At 47.7% G+C, this 20,044-nt stretch carries 23 protein-coding genes and 1 pseudogene; 16 read left to right on the forward strand and 8 right to left on the reverse strand.

Going from position 1 to position 20,044, the window contains the following annotated elements; translation table 11 throughout:
• The 5 genes from ACYVK4_RS22000 (at position 1) to ACYVK4_RS22020 (ending at position 3,126) form a co-directional block, all read left to right on the forward strand.
• Complete coding sequence (locus ACYVK4_RS22000) at positions 1 to 639, forward strand: hypothetical protein (RefSeq protein ID WP_461129718.1); 639 nt, start codon at positions 1 to 3, stop codon at positions 637 to 639.
• Between the two features lie 35 nt (positions 640 to 674).
• A complete protein-coding gene (locus ACYVK4_RS22005) occupies positions 675 to 1,505 on the forward strand; it encodes a hypothetical protein (RefSeq protein ID WP_461129719.1) in 831 nt (276 codons plus the stop codon).
• Positions 1,506 to 1,661: 156 nt separating this feature from the next.
• Complete coding sequence (locus tag ACYVK4_RS22010; protein ID WP_461129720.1) at positions 1,662 to 2,264, forward strand: hypothetical protein; 603 nt, start codon at positions 1,662 to 1,664, stop codon at positions 2,262 to 2,264.
• An 11-nt stretch (positions 2,265 to 2,275) separates the two neighbouring features.
• Positions 2,276 to 2,674 carry a hypothetical protein gene (locus ACYVK4_RS22015; protein WP_461129721.1) on the forward strand — a complete coding sequence of 133 codons (399 nt, stop codon included), beginning with the start codon at positions 2,276 to 2,278 and terminating at the stop codon, positions 2,672 to 2,674.
• On the forward strand, positions 2,674 to 3,126 hold the full coding sequence (locus ACYVK4_RS22020; protein WP_461129722.1) for a hypothetical protein: 453 nt from the start codon (positions 2,674 to 2,676) through the stop codon (positions 3,124 to 3,126). Before ACYVK4_RS22015 ends, ACYVK4_RS22020 begins: the two co-directional genes overlap by 1 nt.
• A gap of 14 nt (positions 3,127 to 3,140) precedes the next feature.
• On the opposite strand, the gene ACYVK4_RS22025 is transcribed toward ACYVK4_RS22020, so the two are convergent.
• The 3 genes from ACYVK4_RS22025 to ACYVK4_RS22035 are packed head-to-tail and all read right to left on the reverse strand — an operon-like array spanning position 3,141 to position 5,239.
• The gene (locus ACYVK4_RS22025; RefSeq protein WP_461129723.1) at positions 3,141 to 3,848 is read right to left on the reverse strand and encodes a recombinase family protein; all 708 of its coding nucleotides are present in this window, start codon (positions 3,846 to 3,848) and stop codon (positions 3,141 to 3,143) included.
• Positions 3,842 to 4,159, reverse strand: a complete 318-nt coding sequence (locus ACYVK4_RS22030; RefSeq protein ID WP_461129724.1) for a hypothetical protein — start codon at positions 4,157 to 4,159, stop codon at positions 3,842 to 3,844. The genes ACYVK4_RS22025 and ACYVK4_RS22030 overlap by 7 nt, the downstream gene beginning before the upstream one ends.
• Positions 4,160 to 4,183: 24 nt before the next feature.
• A complete protein-coding gene (locus ACYVK4_RS22035) occupies positions 4,184 to 5,239 on the reverse strand; it encodes an AlbA family DNA-binding domain-containing protein (RefSeq protein WP_461129725.1) in 1,056 nt (351 codons plus the stop codon).
• Positions 5,240 to 5,570: 331 nt separating this feature from the next.
• Here ACYVK4_RS22035 and ACYVK4_RS22040 point away from each other — a divergent pair, with 331 nt between their 5' ends.
• The 5 genes from ACYVK4_RS22040 to ACYVK4_RS22060 all read left to right on the forward strand — a co-directional run bounded on the left by ACYVK4_RS22040 (position 5,571) and on the right by ACYVK4_RS22060 (position 9,801).
• A complete protein-coding gene (locus tag ACYVK4_RS22040) occupies positions 5,571 to 6,020 on the forward strand; it encodes a LexA family protein (protein WP_461129726.1) in 450 nt (149 codons plus the stop codon).
• A 2-nt stretch (positions 6,021 to 6,022) separates the two neighbouring features.
• Entirely contained in the window at positions 6,023 to 7,306 is a 1,284-nt protein-coding gene (locus ACYVK4_RS22045) for a Y-family DNA polymerase (protein ID WP_461129727.1), read from the forward strand.
• Positions 7,306 to 7,539 carry a hypothetical protein gene (locus ACYVK4_RS22050; protein ID WP_461129728.1) on the forward strand — a complete coding sequence of 78 codons (234 nt, stop codon included), beginning with the start codon at positions 7,306 to 7,308 and terminating at the stop codon, positions 7,537 to 7,539. Before ACYVK4_RS22045 ends, ACYVK4_RS22050 begins: the two co-directional genes overlap by 1 nt.
• Before the next feature lie 342 nt (positions 7,540 to 7,881).
• Positions 7,882 to 9,060, forward strand: a complete 1,179-nt coding sequence (locus ACYVK4_RS22055; protein ID WP_461129729.1) for a hypothetical protein — start codon at positions 7,882 to 7,884, stop codon at positions 9,058 to 9,060.
• A gap of 477 nt (positions 9,061 to 9,537) precedes the next feature.
• Complete coding sequence (locus tag ACYVK4_RS22060) at positions 9,538 to 9,801, forward strand: transposase (RefSeq protein WP_461129753.1); 264 nt, start codon at positions 9,538 to 9,540, stop codon at positions 9,799 to 9,801.
• Between the two features lie 782 nt (positions 9,802 to 10,583).
• On the opposite strand, the pseudogene ACYVK4_RS22065 reads toward ACYVK4_RS22060, so the two are convergent.
• Positions 10,584 to 10,907, reverse strand: a pseudogene (locus ACYVK4_RS22065) (low affinity iron permease family protein).
• Positions 10,908 to 11,214: 307 nt separating this feature from the next.
• Between ACYVK4_RS22065 and ACYVK4_RS22070 the strand changes: the two are divergent.
• Both ACYVK4_RS22070 and ACYVK4_RS22075 read left to right on the forward strand, forming a co-directional pair.
• On the forward strand, positions 11,215 to 11,382 hold the full coding sequence (locus ACYVK4_RS22070; protein ID WP_297367315.1) for a lmo0937 family membrane protein: 168 nt from the start codon (positions 11,215 to 11,217) through the stop codon (positions 11,380 to 11,382).
• 349 nt (positions 11,383 to 11,731) lie between these two features.
• The gene (locus tag ACYVK4_RS22075; protein WP_461129730.1) at positions 11,732 to 12,337 is read left to right on the forward strand and encodes a hypothetical protein; all 606 of its coding nucleotides are present in this window, start codon (positions 11,732 to 11,734) and stop codon (positions 12,335 to 12,337) included.
• A 318-nt stretch (positions 12,338 to 12,655) separates the two neighbouring features.
• Here ACYVK4_RS22075 and ACYVK4_RS22080 read toward each other — a convergent pair whose 3' ends face one another.
• Positions 12,656 to 13,084, reverse strand: coding sequence for a hypothetical protein (locus tag ACYVK4_RS22080; RefSeq protein WP_461129731.1), 429 nt, complete (start codon positions 13,082 to 13,084; stop codon positions 12,656 to 12,658).
• A gap of 110 nt (positions 13,085 to 13,194) precedes the next feature.
• Between ACYVK4_RS22080 and ACYVK4_RS22085 the strand changes: the two genes are divergently transcribed.
• The 3 genes from ACYVK4_RS22085 (at position 13,195) to ACYVK4_RS22095 (ending at position 15,219) form a co-directional block, all read left to right on the forward strand.
• Positions 13,195 to 14,100 (forward strand): LysR family transcriptional regulator, encoded by a 906-nt coding sequence (locus ACYVK4_RS22085; protein ID WP_461129732.1) that lies wholly within the window; start codon positions 13,195 to 13,197, stop codon positions 14,098 to 14,100.
• A gap of 117 nt (positions 14,101 to 14,217) precedes the next feature.
• Positions 14,218 to 14,517 (forward strand): DUF2000 family protein, encoded by a 300-nt coding sequence (locus ACYVK4_RS22090; RefSeq protein WP_461129733.1) that lies wholly within the window; start codon positions 14,218 to 14,220, stop codon positions 14,515 to 14,517.
• A 273-nt stretch (positions 14,518 to 14,790) separates the two neighbouring features.
• Entirely contained in the window at positions 14,791 to 15,219 is a 429-nt protein-coding gene (locus tag ACYVK4_RS22095; protein WP_461129734.1) for a GNAT family N-acetyltransferase, read from the forward strand.
• A gap of 273 nt (positions 15,220 to 15,492) precedes the next feature.
• Here the strand turns inward: ACYVK4_RS22095 and ACYVK4_RS22100 are convergent, their stop codons facing one another.
• Positions 15,493 to 16,155: a hypothetical protein gene (locus ACYVK4_RS22100; protein ID WP_461129735.1), complete on the reverse strand. Its 663-nt coding sequence runs from the start codon at positions 16,153 to 16,155 to the stop codon at positions 15,493 to 15,495.
• 866 nt (positions 16,156 to 17,021) lie between these two features.
• On the opposite strand from ACYVK4_RS22100, the gene ACYVK4_RS22105 reads away from it, so the two are divergent.
• Positions 17,022 to 18,986 (forward strand): peptidoglycan D,D-transpeptidase FtsI family protein, encoded by a 1,965-nt coding sequence (locus ACYVK4_RS22105; protein WP_461129736.1) that lies wholly within the window; start codon positions 17,022 to 17,024, stop codon positions 18,984 to 18,986.
• A 15-nt stretch (positions 18,987 to 19,001) separates the two neighbouring features.
• Here ACYVK4_RS22105 and ACYVK4_RS22110 read toward each other — a convergent pair whose 3' ends face one another.
• Positions 19,002 to 19,247: a hypothetical protein gene (locus ACYVK4_RS22110; protein ID WP_461129737.1), complete on the reverse strand. Its 246-nt coding sequence runs from the start codon at positions 19,245 to 19,247 to the stop codon at positions 19,002 to 19,004.
• A gap of 530 nt (positions 19,248 to 19,777) precedes the next feature.
• Positions 19,778 to 20,044, reverse strand: a 267-nt coding sequence (locus tag ACYVK4_RS22115; RefSeq protein ID WP_461129738.1) for a hypothetical protein, incomplete at its 5' end; no start/stop codon positions are given.

Genomic DNA, 20,044 nt, shown 5'->3' on the forward strand with positions numbered 1-20,044 from the left:
ATGTCCGAAAGAAGACGGCAACGGGCCGCTATCGACCCAGCTTATCTTGAGCGTCGCCGTCAAGCAGCAAAAGCGTACGACGATGCCCACAAAGAAGAAAAACGCTTGAGGACTAAGGCGGCCTATGATAGAAAACCCAAAAAGCCTAGACCACCTGTAAGCGATAAGGAATCAAAGGAAAAGAAAAATCAGCGAAACAGAAATTACTATCAGCGGATGATGGCCATTCAGGAAAAAGCTGAGGCCGAGCGTGAACGTTGTCGTCGTCGAGTGCGAAGTCCTTTAAAATCTCGCATAGGATGGCAACTGGTGAGAAGTCGCTTAATTCAGCGCAAGGCAGATATCAGAAAACGGGAGGCCATAAAAAAAGATCCAGCCAGGTTGGAAGTGTGTCGACAAAAGCAACAGGACAGACAGAGACGCCATCAAGCATCAATTAGGGCAGATCCAGTTAAGCATGCAGAATTTTTGCAAAAAAGAAGAGAATATGACAGAAAACGAAGTGCTGAGAAAAGGAAACGTATGCTTGAAGCTATTGCCCTAAATACACCACCAACCCCGGACAGAAAGCGATCGCGGCGGAAAAAGACGCCCCGCGCTAATATCTCAGTTTGGCTCGGGAGCGTCAATGGCAAATGATTCTATTCTTTAACGATTTAACCCCTTATAAGACAATGTTAATTGAAATTGGTGACTATGCTCTTGACTTCGACGATATCACTCCACAAATAGCCAAAACGCTATTAGAGCACAATACCCACAACCGGCCTTTAAATCTGCCACACGTCAAGTTTTTAGCTAAACAGATGAAACAAGAACAGTGGAAAATGGCAGGTGATCCAATCAAGGTTAGCGCTTCGGGCCGAATTCTGGATGGACAACATAGACTCCATGCTATTGTGCAAAGTGATACCACTCAGCAAATGATCATTCTGTACAATGTTCCGGATGAGAATTTTAGTGTAATGGATACCGGACGGGTTCGTCAGGCTGCCGATGTTCTAAGTATCGCGGGGTTCTCTGACACCAAAACTACAGCTGCGACAGCCCGAATGCTGATCAACTACGAGCGGAGTTCAATTGCGGCCACGATGAAAAGTCAAGGCCGCAAAGAAAGCAGCGTAGTTACTCACCAAGACATTCTGGAGTATACGTCTAGCCATGACTTGACGCCATACCTTAGCAAAGCCGTGGCCTGGCACAAGACACTAGCCATCTATTCTAAAGCCGAATACGCTTTCTTTTATTGCATACTCAGTCGGGTTGAACCAGATCAGGCTGTATTATTTCTGAATGCTGTCTCATCTGGCGCCCAGCTGGAGATTGATTCACCAATGTACGCTCTCCGGAAGAAGCTCACTGAGTATAAAATGAATAAGCTCAACCTGAGCCCTTCCGAACGATTTGCATTGACCATCAAAGCTTGGAATTTGTACCGGGCCAAGAAAACGGTTAAGACCTTGGTGTTTAATGTTGATAGAGATGATATGCCTACTCCACAATAGCAAGTAGGGGGAATCCAATGTCAGTCAATGAATCTATTGGTCACCCATTGGTATCCTTAGGCTACCGCTAAGTTAATATTTCCAACAAAAGACTATACATTACGAATTTACATTCTTTAATACGTTATCATCCCAGTCAATTCGATGAATCACGCCATGAAAACCACACTGGATTACCTGCAAGCCGAACTGCACTTGCGCATTTCCACCCTTTGCATGCACTTGCGGAACAAGGCCTATCCACAGAAGAGTCAAGCTATCTATGATGCCATGTCATCGCTGGTATACTTCCAGATTCTTGTTGATGAGTTAGATAAAATACTTTGGCATCTGGAACAACTCAACATTGCCTTAAACAAGGCCTTGGTCGGAGAGAATTTTAACGCAACTGGCGATGAGGACGCTACGATATACGAGTATTGCCTTTTCTACTTCCGAACAGAATGCGGACTGGGGACCTCAACCCCGGAGCTCTCTCACTACGTGGCCACTCATGCCGATCGGAATCAAACGCTTCGTCGTGGTTTCTATTCTTTTTTTTCTGACATTGACATGCAGGTTGCAGACGAGGGTGAGCTAAGACCGGTTACTGACGCCGAACTGTTTGAAGCGAACACAGAGAGTTTCCTACGCGATATTGAAGCCAGCAACTCTCTGATTGAATTCAATCAATTCATGGCCACGATTAAGGCAATGCTTGAGGCAGAAGCACCAGTTGCTGATATATTGACTACCCTCAACGCAGAAGATGCTTTATGATAAACACGATTATGTTTCAGAAAAAGCAGGCCATGGCTGTTGAGGTTCGATTCAACTCTGTTGAGGTTGAGCTGGCCAGACGCTGGGCTCATAATGAAGTGCCCATGTTTGTCGGCCGCCCGGTAGAAGTTTTGCGCAAAGTGGTGAAAGCTTGGTGGCAAATCTACCATGAAGCGGCGGCTGCAGCCAGTGGTCAAAACCGAACCATTTGGAACCGCAATAATGCCTATCCGGCTGAGGCATTGGATACACCGTCCCTAATTAATGCACTAAGTGAAATCCGAAAAAAGATTAACCTGAAGGATATAGGCCAGTATCGACCCATACATCAAGCCGAGTATTCGGCTATTGGGCTTTTGGATATGATCATTGCACATTACATCAATCTCAATAACCAAACCCCATCGTGATGGAAAGTATTTTTGTAGATTCGCCCCCAATTGAAGTAGATGATAATAAATTGAGGGAAATTGACGCAGTAATCTCATCGGCCACCCAGCGATACATTGCCGTGCAGGGGAAAACCAAAGAGCTTCTGGATAGAGGTGAAGATCGGCTATTGTCTGGAAGCCCGGGTACGGTCTATTTAAAAAAGCTCGGACATCGGGCGTTGTCGACAGATGACTTTGAGAATCTTATTCAAGCTCTGGGCACCCAGGAGGATAAGCAGGCATTAATTGATTTCGCACAGGCACAGCTGGACCTTCAGGAACGGCTTAAATCAACCAAAGTAATCGGTCTAGTGCTTGAGCAAGCTGGCATCACCCGCGACTTACTTTACAAGCGGGCGAAGCGGCCAGACCTATGGAAGCCTGAGGAGGTAGTCAAGATTATGGAAGTTTTGGACAGGCTACGCGTTTAAATAGCCGAGAGACATTATTTCAGTGTTTGGTCTGGCTCCTGCAAGGATCGCTGATACAAACGCCTTACTTGAGTAGCAATGAAGACTTTGCCCCGAGGAGTCTTAAAGCCGGCACGATTTAATTGATGGGCAATAGCCGGATAACTTTCACCACCTTTTCTCAACGAGTCGATTAACGCCGAAGCCCGGCGGCTATTCTCGTTGTCGCCAGCCATTTCCTTTACAACCTGAGCTCCAATAAGCCCGGCTGCAGCCTTCTTTCTATTTGCACCTCCCTTTCTCCATTCTCCTACCCGCAGACGCTTCTGATCAAGTGCCTGCTTGGTCCTCAGGCCAATTAATTCGCGCTCTCGATCGGCAATGGCCATGAAAAGTGTCAGCGTGAACTTGTCTAGATTGGGGATGTCACAACTCTCTAGTCGGCCATCCAGTTCTCTATAAATATATAGGGCCTGTTCTATATCACGACTGAGCCGGTCAATCTTGGCCACCACCAGTGCCGCTCCTTCACTTTGGCACAAAGCCAATGCCTTTTTTAATTCAGGTCGCTTACTGATTGTCTTACCGGATCGCACCTCAAGGAACTCGGCTATAATATTTTTGTCTTTGTAGTAGTGTCCAACGTAAGATCGCTGAGCATCTAATCCTAATCCTGACTCGCCTTGCTTCTTAGTTGACACTCGGTAGTAGATGACATATCTGCTCTCAGTCTGGTTTACCATATCTTATGCGGTATTGACTCTCCATGAAATAATACAAAGAGGTGGCCTGGTATTGTACGAGGTGGGGTTGATGTGTTAGTAAATACTTTCGTCGCTTGAAAAGTAAGTTCGTGCACAAGTAAGCTAATTGCAACCGGATCATCATTGGCAATAACATCAATGTTTGAACCCGCATTGAGTTGCTCAACAGCTTGATTTATTTTATGCCGATCAAGTACAAGATGTTTCGCTTCGTTCGTCAGTGCAGGTTTTTGTAAGAAAGCTGGATAATTCAGTTCTTGAAGATACGAGAGCTGATACGTGAAGGTCATAAGTTACGATTTATTGTGATAGTTTTATTGATTCAAGAATAGTCTTACTCGCTCTTCTTCTGACATTCCTAGTTCGTTCATCATTGTATTTACTTCCTTATTAATTTGAAACATGTTTTCTATTTCTTCCTCCTGACCTCTCGAGAAGCCCCCAAAACGACGAAATGTAAGTTTGTAATTGCTTCGTTTCATTGGGGATAACCTACCACCAAATGTTAGCATAACTTCGAATGAAATTCCCTCTTCACGCTCATTAACTATTTCATCATAGTTAATTCTTAGTATGATATCATGAAAAGGCGAGTGACTATAACTAACAATCTTGGCTACCTCATCCTTTCTGAATCGTGTATCATCTAACTCAAAAATGCCTAATCCTTCCCCTCTATTACCTACGAATTTACCTTTATCTGCTGCAATCGAAAAGTACAAGTCGTATTCATTCTGTTCTTTAGAATGATTAAATAAAATAATACGTAGATGCAAATCAAGGACATTTGTGTAAGCAAGAAAACAACTACCAAACTTTATATACCCACCTAAATTAGGATATCTGATTTGCTTGAAAAGGGCGTCAATTAAATAGTGTGGAGCAACATTCGATTGCCCATCAGAGCGAACCCAGTACCGATTGTCAAATTGATGTGGCTTACTAATGCTTTGGCTCACATCAAAGAGATAGACATATTCATTGGGCACAACTTCGACGCGATGCATTTTAACAAGGTTGCTTAGGGGAACAATTGCATTAGCAACCTTCGCAATAAAAGTATCTTTTTCAATTAATTTGGTTACCGGTGATAGATCCCCGGTAAATACTTTCGTTTGTCGACCTTGCGGTGTGTGACCTTCCGGTGCTCCCCAGATCACTAAACCACCACTCGAATTAAGAAAGGCACAGATAGTCTTTAATACGCCGGCTTCTTTATGTGTATGGTTATTTTGACCTCTCTCCGCGTAAGACTTAAATTCTAGGGTATCCGATTCTTCCTGCTCAGTAGCAAAAAAATGATTTAGGTCGTTTAATGTGATTTCGGCCAAGGGCTTACCGAAATTTGAATAGGCATAAGATACTTCCATGAATTTAAATGGGTACGGTTTGTCAATAAGTGTTTAATCAAACTTACCTCGAAATGTAATACTATTTCACATTCTTGACAAACCCATAACGAGCGTCATGGGTTTGTCAAAGGTAATATGATACAGGTTGAAACCGTATTTAAGTGTAGTTTCGAAGCATGTTTAAAATATTGCTCCTAGCAGTATTTTAAAGTTGATCTATTTAGAACAAGTACGGAAGGGTACAGTAGTTCCTGCCTTATCCATCAGATAATACCAATCTGCTATATAATACTTGCAACATATATAACAAAAGTATAATATAGCAGTCCTTTGGTTATTTGAGTTGCCTATGATCGATGATATAGACCACCTGCCGCCCGGCTCCATCTTTCGGGCTAAACTTTCTTCTAAACATAAGATACCTTTCTTTTCATCAATGGTTCAAGGTGGTTTTCCAAGCCCAGCCGAGAACTATGTTGAAAGGCGGTTAGATCTTAATGATCTATGTATTGCTCATCCTGAAGCGGCCTTCTTTGTGCGAGTAACGGGAGACAGCATGATCGGGGATAGAATCTGTCCGGGGGATGTGCTGGTGGTCGACAGCTCACGAGTTCACATTGATAACAAAATTGTAGTCGTCTGGTACGACGGTGGCCACTCGGTGAAACGTATACGGCAGGCCGGTGAGGTGATCATACTGGAGTCCTCGAATGAGAAGTACATGCCCATCTACGTCCATGCCGGCGAAGCATTTTCAATCTTAGGCGTTGTTACTCACAACATTCAAACGGTTCATTAGCTATGTTTGCCCTCGTCGATGCCAACGCTATGTATGTGAGCTGTGAGCGTAGCTTCAATCCCGCCCTAAATGGGAAACCCGTTGTTGTCTTAAGTAATAACGACGGTTGCGTTGTGGCGCGCTCTAACGAAGCCAAAGCCCTTGGTATAAAAATGGGGCAACCCTTATTCGAACTGACCGAACTTCAACTGCAGCATGACATAGCCGTATTTAGCTCCAATTACACCTTGTACGCTGATATGAGCAGCCGGTTGATGTCCCTGTTGAATCGCTTCGTGGAGGATGTTGAAGTGTACAGCATTGATGAAGCCTTCCTGGCGGTAGATGGCTATGAAGGCTTGTATCCAAGTTATCAGGGGCTCGGTGAAACCATTCGGTCCACCGTCAAACAGTGGCTCCGTATACCCGTATGCGTAGGATTTGGACCAACCAAGACGCTGGCCAAACTGGCCAACAAGGTAGCCAAGTCCCGGCCTGAACTGGGCGGGGTCTGCGTGCTGGATACCCCTCAACGAATCAACGAGGTGTTAACTGATTTTCCCGTAAGCGATCTGTGGGGCGTGGGACGCCGGTACGCGGGTAAGCTGAAACAGAATGGGATCACCACGGCCGCCCAGCTGCGCGATGCAAACGATGACTGGATCAACAGCGTCCTGACCGTCAACGGCCTGCGCCTGGTGCATGAGCTGCGCGGCTTTCCCTGCCGAATGCTGGAAGTGACCGCACCCCCCAAAAAGGCCATCGTGTCGGCTCCCTCGTTTGGGCGGATGGTGCCCGATCTGAACACCGTCACTGAGGCCCTGACCACTCACTTAGCTAGGGCGGCGGAGAAGCTACGTAAACAGGACTCGCTTTGTGGAACGCTGACGGTTTTCTTACACACCAACCGATTCCGCCGAACGCCCGGCAACGGTATGCCCAGCAAGCAGTATTACAATTCAAGAACCATTGAACTGCCTCATCCGACCAGCAGCACGGCCGAGCTTATACGTTACGCCGAAACAGCCCTAAAGTCCATCTTTCAGTTTGGTTATAGTTACCAGAAGGTGGGACTGATTCTGTCTAACTTTGTGCCGTTCGATTACCGGCAAAAGGGGGTGTTTGTGGAAGGACCCGATGAACGGTTGTTGAAACTAGCCGGTACAATTGACCGGTTAAACAAACGGCACGGTCGGGATTTTGTCCGGCTGGCTTCTCAGAATCCGCATCCGGACTGGAGCCACCGGCAGGAGCATTTATCCAAGTGTTACACCACCCGCTGGAAAGACATACTCACGGCTTACTAATGGAAATCAATCACGACGTACTTCGCTCGCTGGGCTTTGTTGAAATCTTCAACCGCCCCGGCCGCTATGTTTACAAAGGGGTGACCGGCCGCTTGCTGGCCGAGGCCGGCACCTTTCACTTTCACGGCTTTGGACCAGCCATTGGGTTTCTAACGGATCTTCGGTACATGATGATGCTCATTGACTATAACCACAAAGCCAGGGAGGTACCTTACCCGAGTCATTACAACTAAGTGTTCATACCGCTAGGGGAATAAAGTGACTAATGCTATAACTCAACTTCTAAAGAGTATACTGTTGCATACAATTACATACTCTACGTTAAGATAGCATACACTTAGTAATTAAGGGAGAGGGACCCCCCGCTGGCATTGCTAGCGGGGGGTTTTGTTTAATTACCCGCTGGCCTGACAAAGCTATTCAGCCATTCCTGATTATCAAGGGTAGGGTTGCTGAAAACTGACCGTTTGATAAAAAGTATCGTTATTAACAGGATTAGAAGCAGCCCCGCGCTTACAAATAAAATACCTTGTCTCAGTAAGCAAACTTAGTCAGTCAATCCTAAACTACTGCTCATGAAAAACCTTAAACTCTCTATTACAGTCTTCGTTTTTTCCTTTATCCTGATGACCGGTTGCGAAAAGGATACCCTAACCGATAGCCGTCTTACCCAGCCCCCGTCAACAAGTCGGTCTGCCCGACTTTCAGCTGGCTTAAAAGAAAAGCTTGTTAAGTTGCGTTCTTCGTTGCCCGCTGGCTACGAGAAACGACTCCAGCGAAACACACCGCTTTTATCAAAAATCGACCCGCAGTATCGGGAGATGGTGAGCCGGGCTATCACGCCGACACCCTGTAACGATAACACCCCGCTTAATCAATGGCTGGGTCAGCAACTTGCCGACTGGGACGACGAAGTCTTTTTTTTCGCGGCCATTACGGGCATGCTGGACTTCCCGACGTATGATGCGTTGTTATTCGAGAACAGTTCTGCTAATCAATACTTTGGGGTGAGTAGCGAGTACTCCCAACGCACGACGACAGGCTTCAAGGACTTACGCCGTTTCTGGAATATTCAATCGGATAATATGGTGCTGGCTGCCATGCACGGCAGTATGCTGCTTGACAGAGAGAAAGTTATCCGAATTGACAAGATTATCTACGGCGATAGCCAACCTGTCGCGGAGTTTTACGCCGATCTGATCATCACCTTACTGGACGAAGTGCCGCAATACCGACGGGGGAACCATCCCATCTTTACGTTCAACGCCTTTGCACAGCCAAGTTTCAACTTCCCCCCGGTGGGTGTAATTCCTCCCAAGATTATCATGGGTGATGGAATCGTGGACGCCTACTACGCCATTGGGTACGGTGATGTCGCGTCGCAGGCAATACTGGCGCATGAGTATGGTCATCAAATTCAATTTCAACTGAACCTTTTCGAGGCGGTAGACAGTCCGGAAGCGACCCGTAGAACCGAATTAATGGCCGATGCCTACTCGGCTTATTATCTCTCCCATTCACGGGGAGCGTCTATGCAGTGGAAACGGGTTAAACAATTCTTACAAGTATTTTTCAACATCGGGGACTGTGGGTTTACCAGTAATGGCCACCACGGAACACCCACGCAACGAATGGCGGCGGCTGAGTGGGGATACAGTGTGGCGGACGCTGCCCAGAAGCAAGGCCATATACTAACCAGTCAGAATTTTACCGCCCTTTTTGAAGCGCAATTACCCACACTCGTTACGTATTAACCGCTTGTATGAGGTTTAAACACAAAAAGGGTGAGTTAACAACTCACCCTTTTTGTGTTTAAACCTCACTTTACCTATTTACGGTCCGATGAAGAATGCTTACTGGTGAAGGACTGATCTTGCCCGGTTACATAGATACGACCGTTCAAATGAGCCCGCCCCGCTTGTTCCATTAGTAGTGGGGATCGAGCAGCTAACGGGCTATGATCTGCTGTCGAAGGTGCCGGGTGATATACAAGGGATGATTGAAGCAGGGGCGGATCGGGTCGTTATTCATTCGGGATCTCTAACTATTTTAATCAAGCACGATGAGATCAGATGAGTGTTACAAAATAAATGGTCGCTTGTATCTGGCGGGTCAAGATCAGCCTTTTGACAGCGAAGCGATTAGCTGGTTTTTAGGCAAGCTTTGTTGGCATTACCGATATCAAAACTTGCTGGTTATTTGGCCGGGCCGCCTGTGCGGATGGAGCGGCCATCCATCGTTCGCAGACCGTCAAAGATTGGCTTCACCATCGACCTGGTCGAGTGTCTCTAGAGCGTTTACCGGCTTACAGTCCAATGCTCAATCCAGTCGAGTTAGTCTGGAGCCAACTCAAGCGATCGCTGAAACATCGAATTTTTACAAGCCTGGAATCACTTCAAGCCGCCGTGTTGGAAACGGTTGATTATTTACAGGCTGATCGCAAACGCATCCGTTGCTTTTTTCGCAAGAAGGAAGTTGCTTTTTTCACGGACTAATTCACGGGTCTATAACCACCAAAAGTCGAACGTGCGGGGTGTTTACTCGGTCGCCTGGAACGCTAAATGGGAAGTCAACGTATAAAATTTGAGGCTAACTACTTTTTAAAATCCGTTTGTTTAAATGCCCAAATAAAGAAACACATGCATGATAGTTCCTTCGTCTCATGGGGAGCGTATTTTGAGAACAGGAATGAATATCACTTTCGTATACTATCAATCACTTTGAAGTGTCAATTCATTTGGAACACGGCTTGGTATTTGTATAATTCTTAGGCAAGTTGCATATGCATTCTTATGAACTGTGTTAAAAGTCAAGCGATCGAGCGTAAAAATTGGCTTATAATTCGGATCAAAATCCTCATCGAACTTCACTACCGCAAAAGCCTGCCGAAGCAACTTATATAAGCTACTTAAACCAACAGCATATGATTCAGGATTCACTGGGCCTAAAGCTGGATTAGGGCATGACGAAAATGGGGTCAATCCCAGAAATATAGCTTAGCAATGAGCCAGATGAACCGGTAAGCTGCCCAGTACTGATTGAGTCGGCAAAGTAATAGCTTCATTCTACGTTATCCGATAAACACGGCTGTGAAAATAATTCGAGCTCGTAACGCTAATGTACTGCGGATGGCCGGCATCATCCTGTTGTTCTAATTTTTGGGACACTACCTTAATCGCCTCCTCGACCGAGTGGGACTGGCGGAGGTCAGAAGCTTTCTGAGTGAGCTCGGCCATGGTTTGATCGTGCTGCTGCAAGACACATAGCTCCTCTTCGGTTAGGTTTCGACCGACACCAGCCGATTGCTGGCCCCTTTCGTAGCGGCAATCAGCTCATTGAGTTTGAGTTGCACCGACATTGAGTCCGTGTTCTGCGCTTCTTGAATTAAAAAGACCATCAAAAAGGTAATGATGGTCGTGCCCGTATTGATGACCAACTACCAGGTTTCTGAAAAGCCGAAGATTGGTCCGGTAACAGCCCATAGGAGTACCGCTGTGAGCGCGATGATAAAGGCGGTCGAGCTGCCGGTAGCCTTGGTGACCTCCGAGGCAAAGCGTTCGAAGATACTACTCGGAGAAGTCGAAGGTGGCTTGTCTTTCATGGTCCTGGTGAGTGGTCAGTAGCCTGCGTATATCCGCAAACTTCGCCCCTAAACATACCGCTGGAGAAACCAGTTAATGGGTTTAATCTTTTTTTAATAGCCTATTATTCAGCGAAAGCCGTTTCAGCTCTTCCATGAACATTTAGGTTAATATGGTTGCCTTTGGTCACAAATGGGTTTACCACTCTGTTGTGGGTTACCCAGTAGCCCGTTGAGCGGACCGGAAGTCGGGCATGGGCAGGCTGACGCAACAACAATTGCTAGCCAGGCTGGTTAAGGGTACGAATCATTAACTACATTTTCACTCATGGGTAATCTGTTGTATACCATCGCTGTAGTGCTCATTATCATTTGGCTGCTGGGTTTCCTGGGTGTGCTGGGAGCCGGTATTGCGGGCAGTGGGTTAATTCACATTCTGCTGGTCATCGCCGTGATTGCCATCATTTTTCGATTAATTCAGGGTCGCAGCGTGTAATCCTTTCAGTAGTTGCTTGACAAACCATCAATCCGCCACCAACGTGTTAGGTGGCGGATTGGCTGTCATCTTAAGGCTGCTGATAGTGTTCAAAAAAGATACTATCAGCTTTCTACAAAACGCTGTTTTTACTGCCTGTCCAACTCTACCTGTCCAGCATACTATTTCCCCCATTGCTTTATCCATTAAGTTCGGGGAATCTTAATGGGTTACTGAATCGATCTTTAAGCGTTTTTTTTAGTCGCAAAACTAACCGCCAGCAAGACTTTATTAAGTAATTGTTGTACGAAACTAACAAATTGATTGCCTCTGAGTTTACCTAGTCGAGTAAACCACTAAAATTTTAATTATGAGTCAGTTATCCAAGTTCTTCATTGGCGCACTTTTGAGTGTCGCCGTCCTTTCCTCCTGTAGCCGACCCGTGGCTTATTTTCAGCCCACGGCTAGAGAACCGTTCAACTCCCCAAAGGCCGTAGGTACTACCCCTGCAGCGTTGGCATTACTACCCTCAAGGCAGGCTCAGCAACCAGCAGAACCAATGAACCGAGGGCAACTAGCTTCGGCCCCTGAGGTAATCTCCGAGTCTAAGCAAGCTATTGACCAACTGGATGCCTATGTTCACAAGGATACTCGATTCGCCACCAATAGAAAGGTGACCAAGCGGATAGCCCGTATTCGGGAAGTATTGTCCACTCCTGCTGCCGCGGACGTTTCCAGCAAAAACGTCTCGACCCCCAAAACAACGCTTTTGAAGCGGGTTATGCTCAAGCAAATGGACAAGAAAATTAAACATCATCTGTCACCCGATCGGACCATGGCCAAGTCAATGCTAACCATCGGTGTGATCGTGGGAATTGTGGGGCTACTGCTGCTGATTTTAAATGTAGCTTCTCCGCTGGGTCTGATTGCCTTAATTGTGGGATTAGCATTAATTCTCATTGATTTGATTCGTTAGTAAAGCAACCGCTTTTTATTTTTCTGTGGACTTCTTCTTTGTTAGCTGTCACGAATCATTGGCAGTTGAAATAAAAGAGGTGTTTCACAAAACAACCGCTTCCTGCTAAAAGGAAGCGGTTGTTTTGTGAAAAGGCGGCAAAGACTCTTTGCGACTAAGTGAGCCAAAGCAATCCCCGACACTACTAGTTCGCCTTCAAGGGCCCCAGATTAGGCAATCCACCTCGTCTCGACAAGGAGTGAATTGTGAGACAGTCATTTTAATATCTGCCCAACGCTATCAGTAACATACGGTAAACTAAACTCCACGTCATCAGGCTCATTCCGGGTTCGTTTGCGGCCCATACGTAATGTACCGTTGGGATTCGATAGTCGGTGTCTTCACAACCTCGACCCGGCGCACAATGGTCTGTTGACCATCGCTGATTTCGAGCTGGTATTCGCCAAATTCCGACTCGCCAAACTTGAACTTTAGCCGGTATTTCATGGGCACTCGTCTCAAATGCACCTGGTGGAGTACGGTGTTCCGGGCATTCCGCAATAGGACGCTGACCTGTTTTGGCTCATGCACATCCAGCATTAGATTGATTGTCCAGTCTGCGCCCATGAACATACCAACATCAAATGTACGGGCTTGTAATCGCGAATTATCCTCTTGACTATCAGTAGCCTGAGCAGTGGCAACTGTCGTGGCAAAAAGCAAACTCAAGAGCAGCCATTGCTTGCTGTGGTGTAGTAGTGTTTTCATCTTTTTTGTGGCTCCCACCCTGGGGAATTGATTGACCTCTGCAAAGGTGAATGGTTTTTATATATGAGCAAAACGAATTATTTTTGTCGAAATCATGAATAATATTCATCATGGAAATACGGCATTTTCAAATGGTAAAAGAAGTGGCCACTTGGGGGAATCTGACCAAAGCGGCCGACCGGCTGTTTCTGACGCAGTCCGCCCTGAGTCACCAGTTGAAAGAGCTGGAGAGCGATTTCAACACCCAATTATTCATCCGCGATAAAAAACAGATGTTGCTGACCCCGGCGGGCGAGGTGGTGTTACAGGCAGCGGAAACAATTCTGCGGGAAGTAGCCGAAACACGGGCTAAGGTTCGGTGTCTTACCGATCAGGAAGCCGGTGAAGTACGCCTGTGTACCCAGTGTTACACGTCTTACCATTGGCTGGCCGGTTTTTTACGGGAATTCCAGCGTATTTATCCAAAGGTGGATGTTAAGGTCGAGCTGGAAGCGGCTACCCAGGATGCCGACCATCATCTGTTAGCCAATAAAATCGACGTGGCCATCACTGAAGGCGACGACAATCCGAAGTTTATGTATACCGCGCTTTTCCAGGATGAGTTCGTAGCCATTGTTGCTCCCGACCATGCCTGGGTAGGGCGTAACTGGGTAGAAATCGATGAGTTTGCGGAGCAGAATTATGTTATGTATAACATTCCAGATGAAGAAAGCTCCAATTTTACAATGCTTTTCAAGAATCGGCGCCCACCAAAAGTGTATAAAATAACCCTAACCGAGGCTATTCTGGAGATGGTGAAGGCGGGGCTAGGGGTGGCCGTGTTGCCCAACTGGGTGGTGAAACCCTATCTGCAATCGGGTCAGTTGGTTGCCGTCCGCATTACTGAGAAACGGGTTTTGCGAACCTGGTACGCAGCTACTCTCAAAACCAAACAGTTGCCGCCCTATACCATCACCTTCATCGAGCAACTCGCTTCGTACATGAAAGCGTCAGACGGCTACGCGTGTCCCGTTTGACAAAATGACATACCCCAATTGGGTACGTTTAAAAATAGTACTCAATTAGGAGCAAGAGGCTAGTTATAAATTCCCCGCAGCCAAGCTTAGGTTGGCCGCGATCCAACGTGCCGGTACGTGTTTATCGGCACACCCACATCGGATCAGGTAAAATTCTTTCCATTTATTAAGCATCCAATCCTGGTTCACAAGGCCGATACATCGGAAAAACTGCCACGGGCTTTTCGACGAGCCAGAGATCGAGATCTTACCATCGGTATTCACACCAGCCCTCGTTTTGCGATAAAATCTGGAGAAGATAAATGTGCAGGAAATAGCTTCTCTCTGGTTAAAGACTTAGACCTGGTCGGGATCATCATCTACGGAGCGAATAAGAAAGTGGCCAAAGCATTGGACGGCTTAAAAATCCAGGACTAATCGTTCAGGTCCAATTAAAAAGAATTCAGCAAGGTTTTCGCAGGCTAAGGCTAGTCGATACCAGTTGGTAGAACTAGCTGTCTAGTCAATGTCCATTTTACGAACAGCAAAATCCCCTTTGTCTCAAGAGGGAGTGTTTTGCGAGACAATGATTTTCTACTGTTCTTCAACTCGTACTAGTCGCCTATCGCGTTAAAGTACTAGTAAAGTTATCTATCGAGGGAGCTTGACGAGGGCTAAATTATTTCAACGCATTCACTTCCCGGACAACTTATGATGTGGCCAATTGTAAAACAGCATCCCCAACATATTTCAGACCTAAGACGTATCTATCGGCAAGCTCGTCAAGTGGCGTTTCCCTGGGTAGACCCTGCTACGTTTAAGCTACTGGACTTTGATCAAGTTACTCAAGACGAACAGGTGTTAGTCGCTACCAGCCAACAGCTTCCGGTTGGTTTTATTGCCTGGTGGCCACTGGACAATTTCATTCATTCTCTGTTTGTCGATCCCTCCTTTATGGGAAAAGGCGTCGGTAAATCGCTTTTACAAGCGTGTTTAAGGGAGATTGGACGACCGGCCACCCTCAAATGCAAATCAGCCAACCAGTCAGCGTTACAGTTTTATTATTCGCAAGGATGGCTTCCGGTTCATGAAGCAGCCGACTCCTCTGGTCTCTACTTCCTACTTGCCTTCCACAAGTAGGACCACTGTACGCCAAGGACAAAATAGCCATCGTGAAGCAGCACCTCATTACTGGTATTCTTTGGAGAGCATTGGTATAACTCATGTGGCTTTTGCAAAAGCGTATGCTAGGGGTAGTCGCTGACAGGTATTAAACAACAAAACGCCCAGTTTAAATAGCAAACATCGACAATTCCTACACGTCTCACTTGGGAGCACTTCTTGAGAATACTCCTTTTAGGATTGTTGTTCAATACGTTACTGTCTCGTTCAATCCCTAGCCTACGTTCTTAATTATCTTATGGTCCCCGCTGGCGCTCGATTCTTATCAACCCAATAGCCCAGCACTACGATTAGCCATAGGGCTTGACTACTCCAGGCTAAGGCGGACACATCGGTCGGCGGTGGGCCAAAGGCCGCCCCTAAATAGATCACCACTAAAAACACAACCAGCCCCCACAGCGCAAAGCGGCCGGTATGGTTACGGGGTCGGGTGGCGCGAGTATACTGCCACAGACCTAGGGCGAGCAAACCTACTTCGAGGGCTACCGTAGCAGGTAGGTTGTTCCACAGGCCTAGCCCCACTTTAGGGGATGATCCCAGGTAGAGCGGTAGATCGGGACGGTGGACCACCAAGTCTAGTAACCAGTGAGAGGGCACGATTAAGCCCACCAGCAATGCTCCTGACCAATTACGCTGGATGAGGCCATACGTAGTGCCCAGTAGCAAGCCCAATACTAGTTGGGCTAGCAGGCTATGGGAGAAGGGATAATAGATGAAGTCAAAAGGTGAAGCGGCCATTAGACCGGGGCGGATTTGGACTCGCTCTACGCCTAGCAGTAACAGGGTCGGCCAAAGCAGATCGGCGAGTTGGGTAGCCAGAAACAGGATCCCTAACGAGACACGTGGTTGAAGGGGCTTGGTGGCCAGTGCGACCCCAAAATGACCTAGAAACATGGGCGTTGGTAGATGAGTGAACGTATGCAGCAAAAGTAAGGTAGCTGAGTGGCTGCTTAGCTGACGAATGACGAAGATCGACTGACTTTTTACGAAGAACTTTTGCTCGGCAGCCAACCGCCCTTGATTGCCCTAAGCTCAACGGTATAGTTGATGGTTAAAGTTGTAGATAAAGAGCGCTTACATTCAGTGCAATCGCGCCTCTCTACTCGAATGAAGATTTGTACATTCGCCTTCTACGGGATGCAATGAAAAGACTGATTCGTCTTAGAGAGGAGCGTTTTGCGAAATATTAATTTTTTTTATGACTACCCAGTGGTCCCGCATCGGTGATTGCACGGACTTCTAGCCGACCACGGCGGCTCAATCAGTGGCAAACACCACATACACCACTATTTACGTATTTTTCCCTTGAAGCCTAGCGGCGTTGCAAAAAATTAATTAGTAAACCCGCAAGGAGCCTTCTTGTCGTTGAGCAAAACAGGCGCTAATCATTGGTGGGCGGTTGAATGAAACGTCCCTTTTGTTGATCTCCCACCAAGCAACGATAGGCATTCGTTTTAGACTCCTACTATACGCGATCATTTAGCACGATTGCTTTCACCAGCACAAACTTCTTCGTAAATTTGATGATACCCTGCCGTTTAGTGCTCGGTCAACGAGGCCGATTGCTTGCTATATAAACGAAATATTGGCACTCTCCTAGGGATAGCCCTTAAGGGGCCGCTTAGAATAGTTGCCAAGCGCGCTATGAGCAGAATCAACTCGCTGAAGGCCAATGACAGCACGGCCCTCGCCAACAAGTCAAGCTTCGCCAGGGATTGCTTAAATAGGACAGTAACGGGAGATAAATAGTCGTCTAATTCATGTTCGAAGATCGTAAGTGGGTGGTGCTGGGGACTTTCTGTTGCGTGGCCCTGGTATATGTAGCCCGGCTGTTCTATTTGCAGGTCGTCGATGATACCTACTCTTTGGGAGCTTCGAAGAACTCCATTACCCGAGTCTACCAGACACCCCATCGGGGACAAATTTATGACCGTAACCTCAAGCTGCTGGTTGACAACGTCCCGGTCTATGACCTGTATGTAACCCCCAAAAAAGTTACGATAGCCGATACCGCTGCGTTCTGCCACTTAATGAAGCTCTCACCAGCCGCATTCGACAGCCTCATGACAGCGGCCAAAGCCTACTCGATGGTCAAACCCTCGCTTTTCCTGCGTCGATTGACTAAGGAGGAATTCGCCCACCTGCAGGATGCGCTGGTCGACTACCGGGGGTTTCAGGCCCGAATCAGTTCGGTCCGAACCTATCCGGGCCATACACTAGCTCATACATTGGGCTATGTCAGCGAGATCAGCCGTAAAAAGCTCGATGAGCAGGACTATCCCTACTATCAACCGGGAAACTACATTGGTCAGAGCGGATTGGAGGGCTACTACGAACAACAGCTACGGGGTCAGCGGGGCGTCAAGTTTGTTATGCAGGATGTGCGCGGCACGCCCAAAGGATCCTGGCAAAATGGGACCTTTGATACCCTGGCCGTAGCCGGCAAAAACCTGATCACCAGTGTGGATGCCGACTTGCAGCGGTTTGCCGACAGTGTGATGCTCAATAAAGTGGGCGCCATCGTGGCCATCGAACCGGCCACCGGGGAGATCCTGGCCTCAGTATCGGCCCCCACCTTTGATCCCGACCAGCTGTCGGCCAAAAACCTGGCCAACCAATATGGTGCCCTACTGAAACATCCGTATAAGCCCCTGTTTAACCGTCCGATCATGGCCAGTTACCGCCCCGGCTCAACCTTTAAGCTGGTCCAGGCCCTGGTGGCCCAACAAGAGGGGACGCTTTCTCCTGCTACGGTGTACGGCCACGCCGGCTCACCCATGCGTTGTCACTGCCGGGGAGGCAACGCCTTACGGTGGGCCATCGGTAATTCCTGTAACCCCTACTTTTACCAGGTCTTTCGGCACATGATCTATCACAATGCCGAAACCAATACCTTCAAAGCTTCAGCGGTGGGCCTGGCCCGGTGGCATGAGCGGGTGGAAAAGTTTGGCATTGGCCAGGCGCTGGGGGTGGATTTACCCAGCGAGCGGCGGGGTAACCTGCCTGACGTACCGTACTATGATAAGATGTACAAAGGGGCTAATCGTTGGAAGTTTTCGTATGTCTCTTCGTTGAGTATCGGGGAGGGGGAGCTACTCATTACCCCCCTGAAACTAGCCAACCTGGCCGCTGCCATTGCCAATCGAGGTTGGTTCATCACCCCTCATTTTCTAAGAGGGTTTGGTCAGGCGGGGGCTCAACTGCCGGATCACTACCGCCAGCGGCACTCGACCGGCATCGATCGGCAGTACTATCTGCCGGTCATTGATGGTATGCGCCGGGCGATTGTGAGTGGCAGCGCCAAATCGGCCAATTTGCCGGGGCTGGATATGTGTGGGAAAACGGGGACATCGCAAAATGCCAAACACGGGGCCAAGTTTGATCACTCGATCTTTGTGGGCTTTGCTCCCATGAACGATCCCAAGATTGCGGTAGCCGTCTTTGTGGAAAACGCGGGCTGGGGGGGCGATGTGGCTTCTCCGATTGCCGCCCTGGTGGCCGAGCGCTACATCAAAGGGCGCACGGTTTCCAAACGGTTAGCGGAGCGGCTCCGGGCGGCTCGTTTCCTTCCCCCCATCGGGGGCGTGACGCCTTATCGAAAACTGGCCGGTGTCAGGCAAGCGACACGGGCAGCTCCCTCAAGCCATGGGTATGGACCCGCCCACGGACTGCTTTCCCCTAAGCCTGTTGTAGTGAACCGTTCCATTAAGCCAATCAGCCCTTAGGGCCGTGAAAGGAAGTTAATCGGTAAACCGTAATGGGGTCACTAATTGCCACTTGGAGTCGTGGTTTTTGCGCTCAAACATGATATGGAAAGCCACTACTTTTTCTAAGTCGGCTGTTTCGGGAGGGGAAGACTCATCGACTGATCGTTGAGTTGGATTTAAATCAACGTACACGGTCATTTTATGACGATTACTGCGTACACTCATTTGGTTGAGCTGGGCCAGTATTTGTTGATAAACGCGTAATGACAGGGCGTTCATAGGGCTGCTAGTAGTTTACGAGGGGATCAGTGAAAAAGACCCCGATCAAAGATGATGCCATTCCCACAAGGTATTGGTTATAAATAAGGCTGACCTGCTGCTTTTTTATAGCCAGCCTCCTATAAATGAAACAGCCCGTGTTGAAAAGGAACGAACTGTTACGACAAATTATCCAATTGAACGCCTTGGCATCTGCGACTGATAGAATATGACAGTTATTAATTAAACGCCCTATGTAAGAAGCCGATATAGGCAAGTCACTTCGTCACAATCGGGAGCGTTTTTATAGAACACTGGTTTTAATAGCTGTCCAATGTAACCTATCATTTAAGACGGCTACTATTAATCACAAAATGCACACCAGCCACTTCGGGCATCCATAAAGTCGGTAGCGTTTACACGAACCATTCCGCTTGGAGGCACTATCTTTCCGGTACCTCATCTAGGCCACCAAGCCCAATCAATAGCTGACACTATAGGCTGTTTTCGCCAGGATACCCCTGACGAGTAGATCAATAGGAGTGCAACCGTTAGTAGCGGGTCATGTGCTGGGCTAAGTGGTTTTTTCTCGCCTGGATCCGGGCGGCAGCATCCGGTTGATCGACGATGTCGACCAGGAAGGGCAGGACTTTGCGTTCGACCAGATGATAGATGCCCAGGGGCTGCCCTGCGGATACCCGTTGGCTGCCCTGGCCCAGCCAATAGGTTATCAAAAACGTATGGGCCTGGGCAAGCTGGTCAAAACAGGTATGTTCGTACTCCCCCGTTATGCTCAGGATGATGGCTACATAGATCCG

It is taken from the genome of Spirosoma aerophilum (assembly GCF_054782495.1).